The organism is Streptomyces sp. NPDC091287 (assembly GCF_044768525.1).
In the GTDB taxonomy this organism is placed as follows: domain Bacteria; phylum Actinomycetota; class Actinomycetes; order Streptomycetales; family Streptomycetaceae; genus Streptomyces.
Window position 1 is genome coordinate 35,547 of the sequence record NZ_JBIVUV010000005.1, and the last position, 13,986, is coordinate 49,532.

The window sequence follows — 13,986 nt, forward strand, 5'->3', positions numbered from 1 at the left end:
CCGCACGGAACCGCCCTCCTCCCGAGTGGGAGGAGGGCGGTTCCCGTATGCCCGGGCGGGTCGGTCGCGGGTCAGTCGCGGGGGAAGGCGTCGGTGGCGAGGACGAGGCCGACGACGGTCGAGGTGACGTCGACCGGGGTGCCGAAGTCGAGACTCAGCACACTGCGGTACTCGTCCTCCTTCGGGAGGGTGTGCAGGTGCCAGGTGCCGGTGTACGGATCGACGATGAGGTAGACCGGAACACCGGCGAGGGCATAGGTGGCCTTCTTCGAGCCGTAGTCGTTGGCGGCGGTGCTCCTGGAGATCACCTCGGCGACGAACTCGATGTCCTGGTGGCGCCAGCGGCCGTCGGCGGTCTTGGCGGCGCCTGTGGCAAGGGCTGCGACGTCGGAGGCGAAGCCGTTGAGGAGGCCGGGGAAGTCGATGCGTACGTCGGACAGGAGCCGGTCCTCCTGATAGCGGGGCAGCAGTTGCCTGATGATGCTCAAGATGATCCGCCAGTGCGTGTCCCGCTGCGGCGACCTGTAGACGTTCCCCTCGACGATCTCGACCTTGAATCCCTCGGGGACGGGCTCAAGCCACTCGAACATCATGTCCAGGGTGCGCTCGTCGCTGATGTCGGCCATGTCGATCCTGTCGGTGTCTACGACGGTCATCGTGCCGCTCCCCCCGCGGCCGCACGGGCGTGCGGGCAGCCGCGTAGTACAACGATAGGCCCGGCGCCCCGGACACGCCCGGACCTGCGAGACTCGCGCGCATGAGCAGCCACAGCTCCGGCCGCCGTCCGCCCACCGAGCGCCTCTTCGCCGCCGTCCTGCCGCCCGCCGGGGCCGTCGCCGGACTCCGCGCGGCGGTGGCCCAGCTCCGCGCCCTGCCCGGCGCGGGGGACCTGCGCTGGACGCGGCCCGAGGGCTGGCACTACACGCTGGCGTTCTACGGCGAGGTGCCGGAGGGCGTTCTGCCGGAGCTGTACGAGCGCCTGGAGCGTGCCGCGCACCGCACCGAGCCCTTTCCGCTCCGCGTGCACGGGGCGGGGCACTTCGGCGGGCGGGCGCTGTGGGCCGGGGCGGCGGGCGGGCTCGACACGCTGCGGCTGCTCGCCGAGCGCGCCGACGCCGCCGCCCGGCGGGCCGGGCTGCCGATGGAGGAGCACCGCCGCTACACCCCGCACCTCACGCTGGCCCGGAGCCGGGGCGAGGCGGAGCTGAGGCCCTTCACCGCGGCGCTGGCGGGGTTCGAGGGGGAGCGCTGGGAGGCCGGCGAGCTGAGTCTCGTACGGAGCAGTCCGCCGGTGTCCGGCGTGCCGGGGGAGCGGCCGCGCTACGAGGCGGTGCGGGCCTGGGCGCTCGGCCGGTGAGCGGTGCCGTTACGCTCGAAGGGTGGACCCGAAGACCAGAAACCGCATCATGGCGGCCGTGCTCGTGCTGATGTTCGTCGTCGTCGCCGTGGGGGCCGCCCTGGGCGGCTGATACCGGCGGACCGCCGGGGAGCCATGCCCGTCCGGCGCGTCCGGGGCACATGCTTGCCTGGAGTGGACTCGAAGGAGTTGGCTGGGGCGTCATGAAGTACACACAGCTCGGACGCACGGGACTCAAGGTCAGCCGGCTCGTCCTCGGGACGATGAACTTCGGCCCGCAGACCAACGAGTCGGACAGCCACGCCATCATGGACTCCGCGCTCGGCGCGGGCCTGAACTTCTTCGACACGGCCAACGTCTACGGCTGGGGCGAGAACAAGGGCCGCACCGAGGAAATCATCGGCACCTGGTTCGCACAGGGCGGCGGCCGGCGCGACAAGGTGGTCCTGGCCACCAAGATGTACGGGAACATGGCCGCCGACGGCGACGCCTGGCCCAACCACGACAAGCTCTCCGCCGTGAACATCCGGCGCGCGGTCGACGCCTCGCTCAAGCGTCTCCAGACCGACCACATCGACCTGTACCAGTTCCACCACGTCGACCGGAACACGCCCTTCGACGAGATCTGGCAGGCGATCGACGTCCTGGTCCAGCAGGGCAAGATCCTGTACGCCGGTTCCTCGAACTTCCCCGGCTACAAGATCGCCCAGGCCAACGAGCAGGCCGCCCGACGGGGTTCGCTCGGCCTGGTCAGCGAGCAGTGCATCTACAACCTCGCCGAGCGCCGCGCCGAGATGGAGGTCATCCCGGCCGCGCAGGACTACGGCCTCGGTGTCATCCCGTGGTCGCCGCTGCACGGCGGCCTGCTGGGCGGCGTCATCAGGAAGACGACCGAGGGCGGCCGCCGCGCCTCGGGCCGCGCCGCCGACGCCCTGGCCGACCCCGCCACCCGGTCCCAGATCCAGGCGTACGAGGACCTGCTCGACAAGCACGGACTGGAACCCGGCGAAGCGGCCCTGGCCTGGCTGCTGACCCGCCCCGGCATCACGGGCCCGATCGTCGGCCCGCGCACCGCCGACCAGCTGGACAGCGCCCTGCGCGCCCTGGAGCTGGACCTCCCGGAGGCCGTGCTCACGGGCCTGGACGAGATCTTCCCGGGCCCGGGGCCTTCGCCGGAGGCCTTCGCCTGGTAGGGGCGTGGAAGTGGGGGCCTCCCGACACTGTGCCGGGAGGCCCCCACTTCTTCCGTTGCCGGCCGGAGCCGTTGGCGTCTCTCAGAACGGCATGTGGCCACGGGTGCGTCGGCCGGCCGAGCCGCTCCGGCCGACGGCCTTGGAGCTGCTGCGGAACGGCTTGCTGAAGAGGCGGCCCAGGACGCCGGGCGCCTTGCCGCCCGCGCGGGAGCCCAGGCCGAGCGTGCGCTGCGTACCGCGCTCCGGACGGCGGGAGAGCCGCGGAACGAAGAAGGCGAGTACGGCGAGAACGACACAGACTGCGACAATTCCTACGACGATCATGGCAACTCCTTTTCCCGGTGCTGTTGTTCGCGGGTGATGTCTGCGCCGTGTGCCCCACCGGCGGCTTTCGAACCCCGGCGGCACGTCGACCGGTCGCCTTCGGGCGGTGCCGGTCGCGTCCTTCCGCGCGAGGCCGGAGAACGGCCTGACAAGGAGATACCCGGGCAGGAGAAGCTGGGTCACCGGGGAAGCCGAGCTTCTGCCCGGGGCCGACAAGCGCCGAGACCGTAACGACGGTCCGGCGAAAACCGACGAAAGGACGCACCGATGTCCCCGGTGACCGAACAGTGGGATGAAGTTCTCCGCACGCATCTGGCTCTCGGCGAGGAGAGATCGCCGGTCCTGGCCGCCGCGGCGTTCTCGGCCGAGGCGGGGTTCTTCGCCGTCGCGGGGCGCGGCGGTGCGGACGGGCGGCCGTACTTCCGGTCGACGGGGCATGTCGCGGGGGCCGACGGCACGGGTCCGGAACGCGGGGGGCCGGACGACGTCGAGGCCCTGTGCACGGTGTGCGAGGAGGCCGTCCACCCCCGTGGCCTGTGGATCGCGGGCAGGCCCTGGCAGCGCGAGAGCCGGGAGCTGGTCTCCGACGCCGTCACCGGGCGTGACCTGGAGCTCGCGCTGCTGCGCGAGGGCGACCGCGCCATGTGGGTGGTCCGGACGGAACAGGGCGTCTGCGTGTTCGTGCTGGTCGACGGGGACAGCGAGGCGCACCTCTCCGAGGCCCGGTCACTGACGCTGGAGTTCGACTCCTTCCTGGTCGGTCAGGGTTACTGATCCCGCGCTCCGCGCCGGGTGCCGTACGCCTCCGGCTCCGGGTGCTCGTCCACCAGCTCGGGTTCGAGGCCTTCCGACGCGTCCGTGCGGCGTCGGCCGGCCTCGCTCCGCCAGGCTTCGAAGGCCCAGCCGGTCAGGACGACGACCGCGCCTCCCAGCAGCCATCCGCCGATGACGTCGCTGAACCAGTGCACGCCGAGCGCGATCCGGGTGAAGCCGACGCCCAGGACGGAGATCCCCGCCGCTCCCCAGCACAGCCCCCGCCACCTGCGTGGCACCAGTGGCAGCAGCACCAGCAGGAGTACGGCGCACGACGTGGCGGCCGTCATCGCGTGACCCGAGGGGAACGAGTAGCCGGGTGCGCGGGCCACCGGGTCCTGGAGCGAGGGCCTGGCCCGCTCCACCACGACCTTGGCGAGTACCCCGGTCAGCGCGCCGCCGATCGCGGTGGTCGCGGCCCACGCCGCCAGCCGCCACGCCCGCCGGTACAGCAGCCACACCGTGAGCAGGGCGACGGCCGTGCGCAGCGTGGCGGGGTCCCAGACCCAGTCCGACAGGATGCGCAGCGTGGCCGTCCACCCCGGGTGCTCCAGGGCCACCTCGTGCAGTCGGCGGGCCGCCCCGGCGTCCAGGCGCTGGAGGGGAGTCCACGTTCCCTCGACGAGGATCACGAGCAGCGCGAACGGCACCGCCGCGACCGCGCCCGCCCCGGCCGCCGCCAGCAGTCGTACACCGAGGCGGCGGTCGGCGCGGCGGGTCCGGTCCTGCTCGTCCCGGGGCCCCGCGCCGTGCGGCTGCGGGGTGGGCGGTTCGGAGAGGGATCGTGTCACGTCATGCTCCGGGGTCGGCGGCGACCGGTCCGGGCCTGCGGGCCCGGACGGCCTCCAGTTGGGCGGCGAAGGACAGCCCGACGAACAGGGCTATGGAGGTGAGATAGGCCCACAGGAGCAGCGACATGAACGCGCTGAGGGGCCCGTAGACGGTGTCGAAGGAGCCGCTGATGCCGAGGTAGAGGGTCAGGAGCCAGGTCAGCACCGTCCAGAGGACGAGGTAGACGGCGGCCCCGAACGCCAGCCAGGTGTAGCCGGGCTGGCGACGGCGCGGGGAGCGGCGGAAGATCGCGCTCGCCGAGATCAGCGCGAGCAGGAAACCCAGCGGCCAGCGCAGCAGGGTCAACGTCTCCCGGGCCGTGTCGCCCAGACCGTACACGGAGGCCGCGGCGGCGACGAGTTCTCCGCCGGCCACCATCATGACGGACCCGATACCGAGCGGGATGCCGGCGCTCAGGGCCATCACCAGCCCGCGCAGGTACTTGTGGTGGAAGACGCGGTCCCGCTCCACCCCGTAGATCCGGTTGGCCCCCCGCTCGATCTGGCACATGGCGGTGGTGACGTTGGCGAGGGAGAAGGCCAGCCCCAGCCAGAGGGCGACCTCGGGCCCGTCGCCGTCGCTCCGCCGGTGGCGGTTGAGGGCGTCGTCCACCACCTGGGCGCTCGGGCCCTCGCTGATGCCGCGGATCGTGAGCTCGGCGAGCCTGCCGACGCTCTCGGTGTGCAGCTCGGCCGACAGGCCGACGAAGGCGATCACCAGCGGGACGATCGCCAAAATCGTCTGTAGGGCCAGCGCGCGGGCGTGGCTGAAGCCGTCGGCGTAGCGGAAGCGTACGAAGGCGTCGCGCACCAGCGGCCAACGGCCGTACCGGCGCAGGGCCGTGAGCGCCTCGTCGCCGGACAGCTCGTCCCCGCTCATGTCGCGGGTCACCGGGACCCGGGTCGCCGTCCCCATCACCGCTCCCGGGCGGGAAGCAGGACGGTGAGGGCGCCGGGCCTGACCTCGGCGGCGAGGCGCAGGCCGGGTCCCACCGGGTCCCCGTCGACCTCGCGCGGCTGCGGCCGGGTGAAGCGCAGTTCGGCGCGGCGGAAGGTGTGGAACTCGACGGGGCCCCGGGCGGAGTCCGCGGCGCGGGAGGTCCCGGCCGTCCGCCGACCGTCCGTCCCCGGGACCGGGCCGTTCGCGCCGGGCTCCTTCGCGTCCCGGCCTCCTCCGCTGCCGCGCAGCAGCACCCCGGCCGTGCGCAGCCAGCCGCCCGCGCCCCGGGGGTCGAAGACCGCGAGGTCCAGCGTGCCGTCGTCGGGCCTGGCGGCGGGCACCGGTGCCGCGCCCGCCTGGACCGTCCCGATGTTGGCGACGAGGACCATACGGGCGGTGCGGTGCAGCTCCGGGCCGCCGTCCAGGCTGACGGTCAGCCGCATCCGGGGAGCGCGCAGCCCCTTGACCCCGGCCAGCACGTACGCGGGCCAGCCCAGGGCCGACTTGGCGCGGTCGGAGGTCTCCTCCAGCATGGCCGCGTCCAGTCCGGCCCCGGCCATCGCCGTGAAGTGGACGGCGGGGAACCCGTCCCCCTCGATCCGGCCGAGATCCAGGGCGCGGGGCTCGCCGGTCAGGCCGGCCGCCAGTGCGTCGGCGGGGCGCAGCGGCAGTCCGAGGTTGCGGGCCAGCAGATTGCCGGTGCCGCACGGTACGAGGACCAGCGGGACGCCGGTGCCGGCGAGCGCGTCCGCGACCGCGCGGACCGTGCCGTCGCCACCGCAGACGACGATCAACTCGGCCCCCGCGCGCAGGGCCCCGGCCGTCTGGCCGCCGCCGGGGTCCTGCGCGGTGGTGTCGATGAACGGGGTGTCGTGGTACCCGTGCTGGGCCAGCACCAGCCGCAACCGGTCACGGGTCGCGGCGTCGGTCACCGTCGGATTGACGATGACGGCGGCGTGCATCCGCACGGGGGCGGGACGGCGTTCGGCAGCGGCCACGGCGATGCCCATCGCGTCGGCCGGGGGCCACGCCGCCCAGGAGTGCCCGGCGGACGCGGCCCGGCCCACGACGAGCAGGGACAGCGAGCCGTTCATCAGCCCTGCGGCCACGTCGGTCGGGTGGTGCATGCCTCGGTAGAGCCGTGCCAGCCCCACGAGGAGCGGAACGAGCAGCAGGAGTGCGGCCAGGGGCGCCCGCCACGGGGAGCGGACCCGGGACAGGACCAGGACGGCGAGGCCGGCGTAGAGGGCGGTGGCGGCCCCGGTGTGGCCCGAGGTGTAGCTGGAGGTCGGCGGTGAGTCGTCCAGGCGCTCCACGTCCGGGCGCGTCCGGTCCACGGAGGCGGTGATCAGCAGGAAGACCGCCGACTGGAGGGACACCGCGGCGGCGAGGAAGACCGTCTCGCGCCACAGGGGCAGCCGGGGCACCAGGACCAGGGCGAGGCAGGCCAGCAGGGTGAGGCCCACCACCGTGCCGGTGTCCCCCAGGGCGGAGACGATCGTGGAGGCCGTGGTGAGCGTGGCGGTGCGTGCGCCCACGAGGGCCTCGACGACGTTGTCCTCCGCGGTCATCGGCCACAGCCCACGGGCCGGCCCGGTGATCAGCAGGCCGGCCCCTGCCACGAGGGCCGCCTGGCAGACCGCGAAGGCGGCGATCCGGGCCGCGGCCTGGGCGGTGCCGCTGGAGAGGGCGGGGGAGCGGCCGGGGCGCCGAGGGGCGGGTGCCCCTCGCCCGCCGGTCCCTCTCTCCGGAACGGTGGTCTCCATCTGGTCCCCCCACGTCTGCTCCGCCGTGCGGCGGTTCCGCCCGGAGCCTGTTCTCCGGGCGCTACGCCGTATGCCCTGCCGTGCGCGGGTCAGGCCTGGGACCCGGCGGCCGTCGTGGGTCAGGTGCCGGTCGGCATGTTTGAAGCGGGCTGCGGGGGTCAGGCGGTGGGAGACCGCAACGCCGAGCCCAGCGAGAGGTGAGTGACATGGCCGCCGACGAGAAGAGCCGGGCCAAGACCGAGCAGGCCAAGGGCAAGATGAAGGAAGTCGCCGGGCGCACCGTCGGCAACGAGCGCCTCACGGCCGAAGGCAGGGCTGAGCAGGCCAAGGGTGATGCCCGCCAGGCCAAGGAGAAGACCAAGGACACCTTGACCGACTGACGGCGTCACCGTGCGACGACACCGGGCCCCGCGGAGTTCCTCCTCCAGCGGGGCCCTGTCATGTCGTGCCGCGTCCGTCCGTTCCGGGCCCTGAGGGGCGAGGGCGGTGGGCGGGGCGGTGGGTCACTTTACGTGGATGCGATCGCCCGGGGCCTCCCGTACGGTCCTGCCCATGAACGCAGCATGCATCGATCTGACCCTGGACTGCACCGACGCCCAACTTCTCGCCGCCTTCTGGAAGTCGGCCCTGGGCTACGTGGACCAGCCCCCGCCGCCGACGTTCGCGACCCGGGAGGAGTGGCTCGCCCAGCTCGATCTGCCGGAGGGCGAGTCGCTGGACGACGTCGCCTGGCTCTGCGACCCGGACGGTGTCGGCCCCCGGCTCTCCATCCTCAAGGTCCCCGAGCCGAAGACCGCGAAGAACCGGCTGCACATCGACGTGCGGATCGCCGGCCACGGCACCCCCGCCGAGCGGTGGGCCCGCGTCCGGGCGGAGGCCGCGCGGCTGGTGGCGGCCGGCGGGTCCGTGCTGGCGGAGGCCGACGAGCACCATGTGGTGATGGCCGACCCGGAGGGCAATGAGTTCTGCGTGGCGGCGGCCGGCGCGCCCACCCCGGCAGCCGCGTAGCCTGGACGCCGTGAACGCCGCTCCCCGGATCCTCGCCGTCCTCGACGAACTGCGCGCCTCCGCCGCACCCGGCGAGCGCGGCGCGCTGTGGCATCTGGCCGAGCAGGGACGGGAGTTGGACGCCAACCTGGTGCGCCTGCCGGCAGGCGCCGAGGTCGGTGAGCATCAGGAGGACGTGCTCGATGTGCTCCTCGTCGTGCTGGAGGGCCGGGGGAGCGTCAGGACGGCGGAGGGCGGACCGGCCCTGGAGCTGGGCCCCAGCACTGTCCTCTGGCTGCCCCGCACGTCACGGCGGGCGCTGGCCGCCGGGCCCGACGGGCTGGTGTATCTCACCGTCCACCGCCGCCGCCCCGGCCTCGCGATCAAGCCGCCGGCCGGGGCGTACGAGGGCGGCGAGGGGCCCTGCATGCTGGACCGGGTCTGCCCGGAGTGCGGGCGGCTGTCCCAGGACCCCGCACCGGTCTTCTGCAGCCGGTGCGGGGAGCGGTTCCCCGAGCGCTGAGGCCGGGGGCGGCGCGGACCGTGGTCCTGGCGCACCGTCGGCGCCGCGCTCCCTCAGAACCCCTCGCACTCCGTCAGGTCCGGGCGGCCCGGCGGGTTCTCCTTGCCGACCAGGTCGGCCAGGTTCTCCTTGTACATGTCCTCCCAGATCCTGCCGGCCAGGATCGTCCGGAGCGCCGAGCACACCTCGCCCTTCAGGAGCGGGCTCTTCGGCCGCATCGCCACGCCGTAGCCCTCCGCGCCGTTGATGGGCTCCAGCTGCCGCACCTTGCCCGGGTTGGCCTTCACGTATCCGGCGAGGATGATGTCGTCCGAGGCCACCGCGTAGACGTCGGACTTCGGGTCCAGCAGTTTGTCCAGGCAGTCCTGGTAGGTGTTGGGCTGCGACTTCGCCATGGTGAAGCCCCGCTTCGGCAGCTCCTTCTCGTACGTCGACTCCCGCGCCGTGCACACCTCGACGCGCAGGTCCACCAGGTCGCTGGAATCGTTGATCGTGTACTTGCGCGATTTCTCGCGGACCAGGAAGCTCCGGCTCGCGTCGTAGTACGGGCCCGCGAAGTCGACGCTGTAGCCGCCGGGCGAGGCGGTCTTGCGGTCGTCGGTGATGCTGTACGACGCGATGACCAGGTCCACCTGCTTGGTCTTCAGCGCGGTGCTCCGGTAGTCCGTGGCGACCGTGGTGAAGGCGACCTCGCCCTTGCCGTAGCCCATGCTCTCGGCGATCGCGTACGCCAGGTCGATGTCGTACCCCCGGTACGTACGCGTCTTCTTGTCGAACTTGCTCAGTCCGGGCTGGTCGTCCTTGACGCCGATCTTCAGGGTGGGGTGGGTGTCCTTCCACCGCTCCTTGCTGCCGCTGCCGGCGGCTCCCTCGGCGTCGCCCTGGCCCTGCACCGAGCCCGCCCGGTCGTCGCCGCCCCCGCCCTTCTCGCCGCTGCCCTGGGAGACCATCCAGCCCGCGCCGGCCAGCAGTGCCAGGCACACCACCGCCGCGGCCACCTTCCAGCCCCGGTACCGGCCGGGCGGCCCGCCCGCCGTCGCCTGCGCCGGTGCGGGCGGCGGGACGGCGGGGCCGGGCGCGGGCACCGGCGCGGGTGTCGAGGGGTTCGGCGTGGAGACGGCCGTCGGCGGGTGTGTCGCCGCGGCGGCGGCCCGGGCCGCGTTCGGCGCGGCGGGGTCCCCGAGCACCTCGCGGAGCATCGTCTCCGCCGTGGCGGCGTCCAGGCGCTCCCGCGGGTCCGTGATCAACAGCCCCTGGATGACCGGGGCGAGAGGCCCCGCGTAGCGGAGGGCCGGGTCGGGGGACTGCCGGATGTTCTCCTGGACCTCCCAGACCTCGTGCCCGGCGAAGGGCACGCGGCCCTCGACCATCTCGTACAGGGTGATCCCCAGCGCCCACAGGTCGGAGGCGGGGGTGGGGCCCGGGGAGGCGGGGGCGAAGAGTTCGGGTGCCAGGTAGGAGGAGGTGCCGATGACGCTTCCGGACCGGGTCACCCGGTCCGCGCCCTCGAAGGTGGCGATGCCGAAGTCCACCAGGATCGCGAGGCCGTCGTCGCGGACGAGGACGTTGCCCGGCTTCACGTCGCGGTGGACGACCGAAGCCGCGTGGACCGCTCGCAGGCCCTGGAGGACCTGGAGGCCGATGTTCGCCGCCCTCGGCACGGCGAGGACACCGCCGCCGCTCAACAGATCCCCCAGGGACCTCGCTTCGAGCAGCTTCATCACGATCCAGACCTGGTTGTCGGTCTCGACCTGGTCGTGGACCGTCACCACGTTCTGGTGCTCGATCTTGGCGATGGCCTCCGCCTCGCGCCGCGCCCGTTGCAACGCCGCCGTCTGTGTGGCGGCGGTCATCGAGTTCCGGTCGAGCAGGCCCTTCACGGCGACGAACCGGCGCAGCCGCCGGTCGTGGGCCTTCCAGACCTCGCCCATCCCGCCGCTACCGATCGGCTCCAGCAGCTCGTAGCGGCCGTCGATCACGGTCCGGGGGGAGGGCGGAGCGCCGTGCGGCGGCGGCGTGCTCGGCCACACCTGCGGCGCCACGGCGTCCGGAGGTCGGGGGTCGTCGCCCGACCGGCGGTCCTCGGGACCCCCGGCCCCGTCGCCCGCTCTGCCGGCCCTGTCTTCGTTGTGCATACGACCCCCTGTGCACTACATGGACCACGCCAGATTAGACGTTACGTCCTGCTCGGACGCACGGGCGTGAGGTACCGGTTCGCGCCCCGGTGATCGGCGGTACGGATCGGGGCCTAGGACTCCGCGCCGCCGTTGCTCTTCAGCAACTGGCCGTTGACCCACTGGCCTTCCGGGGAGCACAGGAATCCCACCAGGTGGGCGGTGTCCCGCGGGGTGCCGAGACGGCCGAGCGGGGTGCCCCGCACCAGGGTCTCGCGCAGCTCGTCGTTCATCCAGCCGGTGTCCACCGGGCCGGGGTTGACGACGTTCGCGGTCACCCCGAGGTGGGCCAGCTCGTGCGCGGCGGCCAGCGTGATGCGGTCCAGGGCCCCCTTGCTCGCCCCGTAGGGAAGGTTGCCCACGGTGTGGTCGCTGGTGAGCGCGACGATCCTGCCTGTCGGGGTGCCGGGCACGGTGCCGGGCGCGCTGCGGAAGCGGAGCCCGTACTCGCGGATCAGCAGCCAACTGGCGCGGGAGTTCACCGCGAAGTGCCGGTCGAACGCCGCCACGGTGGTGTCCAGCAGCCCCGAGTCCACCGACTCCGCGTGCGAGAGGACGAGCGCGGTCACCGGCCCGCTGAGGCGCTGTTCCGCCTCGTCGAAGATGCGTGCCGGCGCGTCGGGGTCGGTCAGGTCCGCCTCGATCGCCGCAGTACGGGCCCCTGCCTCCGCCAGCTCCTTCTCGATGGACGCGGCGGCCCCCGGCTCGGCGCCCCAGTCCATGCGGCGGTCGTACGGCGTCCAGTAGGTGAAGGCGACGTCCCAGCCGGTGGCCGCCAGCCGGCGCGCGATGCCCGCGCCGATGCCGATGCTGCGGCCGACGCCCGTGATCAGAGCGATGGGGCGGACCGGTCCGGGGGTGGGCGAAGGCTGTTCGGAGGTCGTCACGCGGTGATCCTTCGTGACCCGTACGCGTACGTCAATGGCCTTTCCGGACACGCGGGCGACGCCCTTGCGCCTGCGCTGACCTGCAGGGCGGACCGATCGGGGAGCCCGTGGGCCGTGCCGGCCTCCACCTCTCGGGGCCGCCGGCCTGATCCGCCGCCCCGGGCGGGGCGCGGGGCGCCACGGAGTCACGCGGTCGGGCACGCCCGGCATGCGGTGGCGGGCGGGCCGACAGAGACTCGGTGAGGATCTCCGGGACGCCCGTTCCCGGACGCGCCGAGGAGGAACACGATGACCTCATCGATCAGCGACCCGGTGGTGGAGAAGTTCATCGCCGCGGTGAACGCGGGCGACAAGGACGCCTTCTTCGCCGACGTCCTCACCGAGGACGCCACCATGTCCGACGACGGCAGCGAACGGGACCTGGCGGCCTGGACGGAGAAGGAGGTCTTCTCCCCGAAGGCCAACGGCCGCATGAAGGTCGTGGACGCCTCCGACGACGGCCGTACCCTCGTCGTCGACTACACCAACGACACCTGGGGCACGATGCGGACCCGCTGGGTCTTCACGGTCGCCGGCGACCGCGTCAGCCGCTTCGAGACGGGCCAGGCGCCGTCCTGAGACCGGCCGCCCGCCCGATTCCCGTCACAGGCGGCGGTAGGTGCGGCCACCGCGCCGGGGGAGGGCCGTCGGGTCGTCGGGACCGTTCCGGGTGGCCTTCAGCGCGAGGTGGACCTCGGCGCGCACGGTGGCGTCGGCGAGATTGCGCGCGAGGTGTTCGGCGCACTGGCTGAGCCAGCCGGCCAGGGTGGTGCGGTGGACGTGCAGTTCGGCCGCGGCGGGGGCGGTTCGGGCGTGGTGGCGCAGCCAGCAGGCCAGGGCGATCCGCAGATGCGGCTCCAGACCGCCGACCAGGCCGACGGCCCAGCCCCGGGCCGCCTCGGTGTCCAGGAGATCGTCCGGCAGCGCCTCCAGCCGGGCGGGACCGGCCGGACAGCCGCTGCCGCGGCGGCTGCTGAGGCTGAGGTCGGCGTCGGCCCCGGCGTCGTCGAGGTCCGGGTCGGGGGCGGGGGCGCGGAGGGCGAGCAGCAGATGCGCCTGAACGGTGGCGTCCTCCAGGTCCGCGCCGAGCAGCCGGGACAGGTCGCGTATCCGAGCCCGGACCGTGCCGGGGGACAGGCCGAGCGCGGCGGCGGCGCGGGGCTTGCTGCCGGTGCGGAGCCAGACCAGGAGCAGGTGCTGGTGGGCCGGGGACAGCGGGCGCAGGACGGATGCCGCCCACCGGGCGTACGGGGCGGCGGGCAGGAGGGGGGTGAGCCGGGAGGTGCCCACGGCGTCGGCGGGGACGATGCGGCAGTCGGGGGTGGCGCTGTGCCGGGCGGCGGCGGCGTCGCTGTGGGCGGTGGGCATCTCGGCCAGGGGCAGGGGCCCGGCCATGCCCGCGAGCAGGTGGTGCCGCTCGCTCAGCCGGGAGACCAGGCGCAGGATCCGCCCGTCGTCGCCGCCGTGGTGGAGCTCGGCGACGACCAGCTCGCCGTCCGGCCGGCCGATCAGGGTGCAGGCGCCGGCGTGCGGGGCGATGGAGGGGCGCACGGCCCGCCAGAGCACCTCGTGGGCGGTGGGCAGGTCGGGGCCGGAGAGCCGGTAGACCGTGACATGCGTGAGCCTGTTCCCGCCGAGGGTCTCGGTGACGGCGGCGGTGTGACCAGCCAGCAGCAGCCGGATGAGGGTGGTGTGCAGCCGCATCTGTTCGCCCCGCAGCTCCGCCGCCCGCTGGCCGCGCACCTCCAGGAGGGCCGCGGTGGTCGTGGCGACGTGGCTGGCGTGCCCCGGGGGCACGGTGGGCGCCGGGGCCAGGACGAGGACGGCTCCGGCCGCCGGGCGCTGCGTGCAGTGCGGGTGTTCCAGTGGCGCGGCGGCCGCGTGTACGCCGTCGGCCGCCGCGGCGGCGGGGGTGCTGTAGACGGCCCCGGCGATGGGGTCGGCCAGTACCGCCCACCCCTGGACCAGGGACGCGGCCTCGGCGATCAGGTGCGCACCCGACCGGGTCGCCGCCCGCAGCAGCCGGGCCGCCGCCTCCCGCTCGTGCCGGGCACCCCGCGGGCCGGTGGTCCCGTGGTCGGTCGTGCCTGTGCTGCTCATGTGCGAGCCTCTGCGGGCCGTGCGCGCCGCGCGCGGGGATGTTCCGTGCGCGG

At 73.8% G+C, this 13,986-nt stretch carries 15 protein-coding genes; 7 read left to right on the forward strand and 8 right to left on the reverse strand.

Translation table 11 applies throughout. From position 1 onward, the window contains the following. Positions 1 to 71: 71 nt before the first annotated feature. Positions 72 to 656 carry a Uma2 family endonuclease gene (locus tag ACIQRW_RS08970; RefSeq protein WP_403756505.1) on the reverse strand — a complete coding sequence of 195 codons (585 nt, stop codon included), beginning with the start codon at positions 654 to 656 and terminating at the stop codon, positions 72 to 74. A gap of 101 nt (positions 657 to 757) precedes the next feature. On the opposite strand from ACIQRW_RS08970, the gene thpR reads away from it, so the two are divergent. Together thpR and ACIQRW_RS08980 are read left to right on the forward strand one after the other, a co-directional pair. Further along, the gene (gene thpR / locus ACIQRW_RS08975; RefSeq protein WP_403756508.1) at positions 758 to 1,357 is read left to right on the forward strand and encodes an RNA 2',3'-cyclic phosphodiesterase; all 600 of its coding nucleotides are present in this window, start codon (positions 758 to 760) and stop codon (positions 1,355 to 1,357) included. Between the two features lie 203 nt (positions 1,358 to 1,560). After that, complete coding sequence (locus tag ACIQRW_RS08980; RefSeq protein WP_403756511.1) at positions 1,561 to 2,550, forward strand: aldo/keto reductase; 990 nt, start codon at positions 1,561 to 1,563, stop codon at positions 2,548 to 2,550. 81 nt (positions 2,551 to 2,631) lie between these two features. Here ACIQRW_RS08980 and ACIQRW_RS08985 read toward each other — a convergent pair whose 3' ends face one another. Further along, complete coding sequence (locus ACIQRW_RS08985) at positions 2,632 to 2,874, reverse strand: DUF6411 family protein (RefSeq protein WP_265600142.1); 243 nt, start codon at positions 2,872 to 2,874, stop codon at positions 2,632 to 2,634. Between the two features lie 267 nt (positions 2,875 to 3,141). On the opposite strand from ACIQRW_RS08985, the gene ACIQRW_RS08990 reads away from it, so the two are divergent. Continuing rightward, positions 3,142 to 3,648 (forward strand): hypothetical protein, encoded by a 507-nt coding sequence (locus ACIQRW_RS08990; protein WP_403756514.1) that lies wholly within the window; start codon positions 3,142 to 3,144, stop codon positions 3,646 to 3,648. Here ACIQRW_RS08990 and ACIQRW_RS08995 read toward each other — a convergent pair. From ACIQRW_RS08995 to ACIQRW_RS09005, 3 genes are read right to left on the reverse strand one after another with little or no spacing between them, the layout of a single operon-like run. Beyond that, a complete protein-coding gene (locus ACIQRW_RS08995) occupies positions 3,642 to 4,478 on the reverse strand; it encodes a phosphatase PAP2 family protein (RefSeq protein WP_403756517.1) in 837 nt (278 codons plus the stop codon). The two genes, ACIQRW_RS08990 and ACIQRW_RS08995, sit on opposite strands and share 7 nt — an antisense overlap. Before the next feature lies 1 nt (position 4,479). Further along, positions 4,480 to 5,433 carry a YihY/virulence factor BrkB family protein gene (locus ACIQRW_RS09000; RefSeq protein ID WP_403756520.1) on the reverse strand — a complete coding sequence of 318 codons (954 nt, stop codon included), beginning with the start codon at positions 5,431 to 5,433 and terminating at the stop codon, positions 4,480 to 4,482. Then, positions 5,433 to 7,223, reverse strand: coding sequence for a diacylglycerol kinase family protein (locus ACIQRW_RS09005; RefSeq protein ID WP_403756523.1), 1,791 nt, complete (start codon positions 7,221 to 7,223; stop codon positions 5,433 to 5,435). Before ACIQRW_RS09005 ends, ACIQRW_RS09000 begins: the two co-directional genes overlap by 1 nt. 206 nt (positions 7,224 to 7,429) lie before the next feature. Between ACIQRW_RS09005 and ACIQRW_RS09010 the strand changes: the two genes are divergently transcribed. From ACIQRW_RS09010 to ACIQRW_RS09020, 3 genes are all read left to right on the forward strand, one after another. Beyond that, positions 7,430 to 7,603, forward strand: a complete 174-nt coding sequence (locus ACIQRW_RS09010; protein ID WP_403756526.1) for a CsbD family protein — start codon at positions 7,430 to 7,432, stop codon at positions 7,601 to 7,603. A gap of 172 nt (positions 7,604 to 7,775) precedes the next feature. After that, complete coding sequence (locus ACIQRW_RS09015) at positions 7,776 to 8,231, forward strand: VOC family protein (protein WP_403756529.1); 456 nt, start codon at positions 7,776 to 7,778, stop codon at positions 8,229 to 8,231. A gap of 10 nt (positions 8,232 to 8,241) precedes the next feature. Continuing rightward, positions 8,242 to 8,733, forward strand: coding sequence for a hypothetical protein (locus ACIQRW_RS09020; RefSeq protein WP_403756532.1), 492 nt, complete (start codon positions 8,242 to 8,244; stop codon positions 8,731 to 8,733). Positions 8,734 to 8,786: 53 nt separating this feature from the next. Here ACIQRW_RS09020 and ACIQRW_RS09025 read toward each other — a convergent pair whose 3' ends face one another. Both ACIQRW_RS09025 and ACIQRW_RS09030 read right to left on the reverse strand, forming a co-directional pair. After that, positions 8,787 to 10,868 carry a serine/threonine-protein kinase gene (locus ACIQRW_RS09025; protein WP_403756535.1) on the reverse strand — a complete coding sequence of 694 codons (2,082 nt, stop codon included), beginning with the start codon at positions 10,866 to 10,868 and terminating at the stop codon, positions 8,787 to 8,789. A 113-nt stretch (positions 10,869 to 10,981) separates the two neighbouring features. After that, on the reverse strand, positions 10,982 to 11,794 hold the full coding sequence (locus tag ACIQRW_RS09030; RefSeq protein WP_403756538.1) for an SDR family oxidoreductase: 813 nt from the start codon (positions 11,792 to 11,794) through the stop codon (positions 10,982 to 10,984). Positions 11,795 to 12,082: 288 nt separating this feature from the next. Here ACIQRW_RS09030 and ACIQRW_RS09035 point away from each other — a divergent pair, with 288 nt between their 5' ends. Further along, positions 12,083 to 12,412 (forward strand): nuclear transport factor 2 family protein, encoded by a 330-nt coding sequence (locus ACIQRW_RS09035; RefSeq protein ID WP_403756541.1) that lies wholly within the window; start codon positions 12,083 to 12,085, stop codon positions 12,410 to 12,412. A 24-nt stretch (positions 12,413 to 12,436) separates the two neighbouring features. Here ACIQRW_RS09035 and ACIQRW_RS09040 read toward each other — a convergent pair whose 3' ends face one another. Continuing rightward, on the reverse strand, positions 12,437 to 13,933 hold the full coding sequence (locus tag ACIQRW_RS09040) for a helix-turn-helix domain-containing protein (protein WP_403756544.1): 1,497 nt from the start codon (positions 13,931 to 13,933) through the stop codon (positions 12,437 to 12,439). Between the last annotated feature and the right edge of the window lie 53 nt (positions 13,934 to 13,986).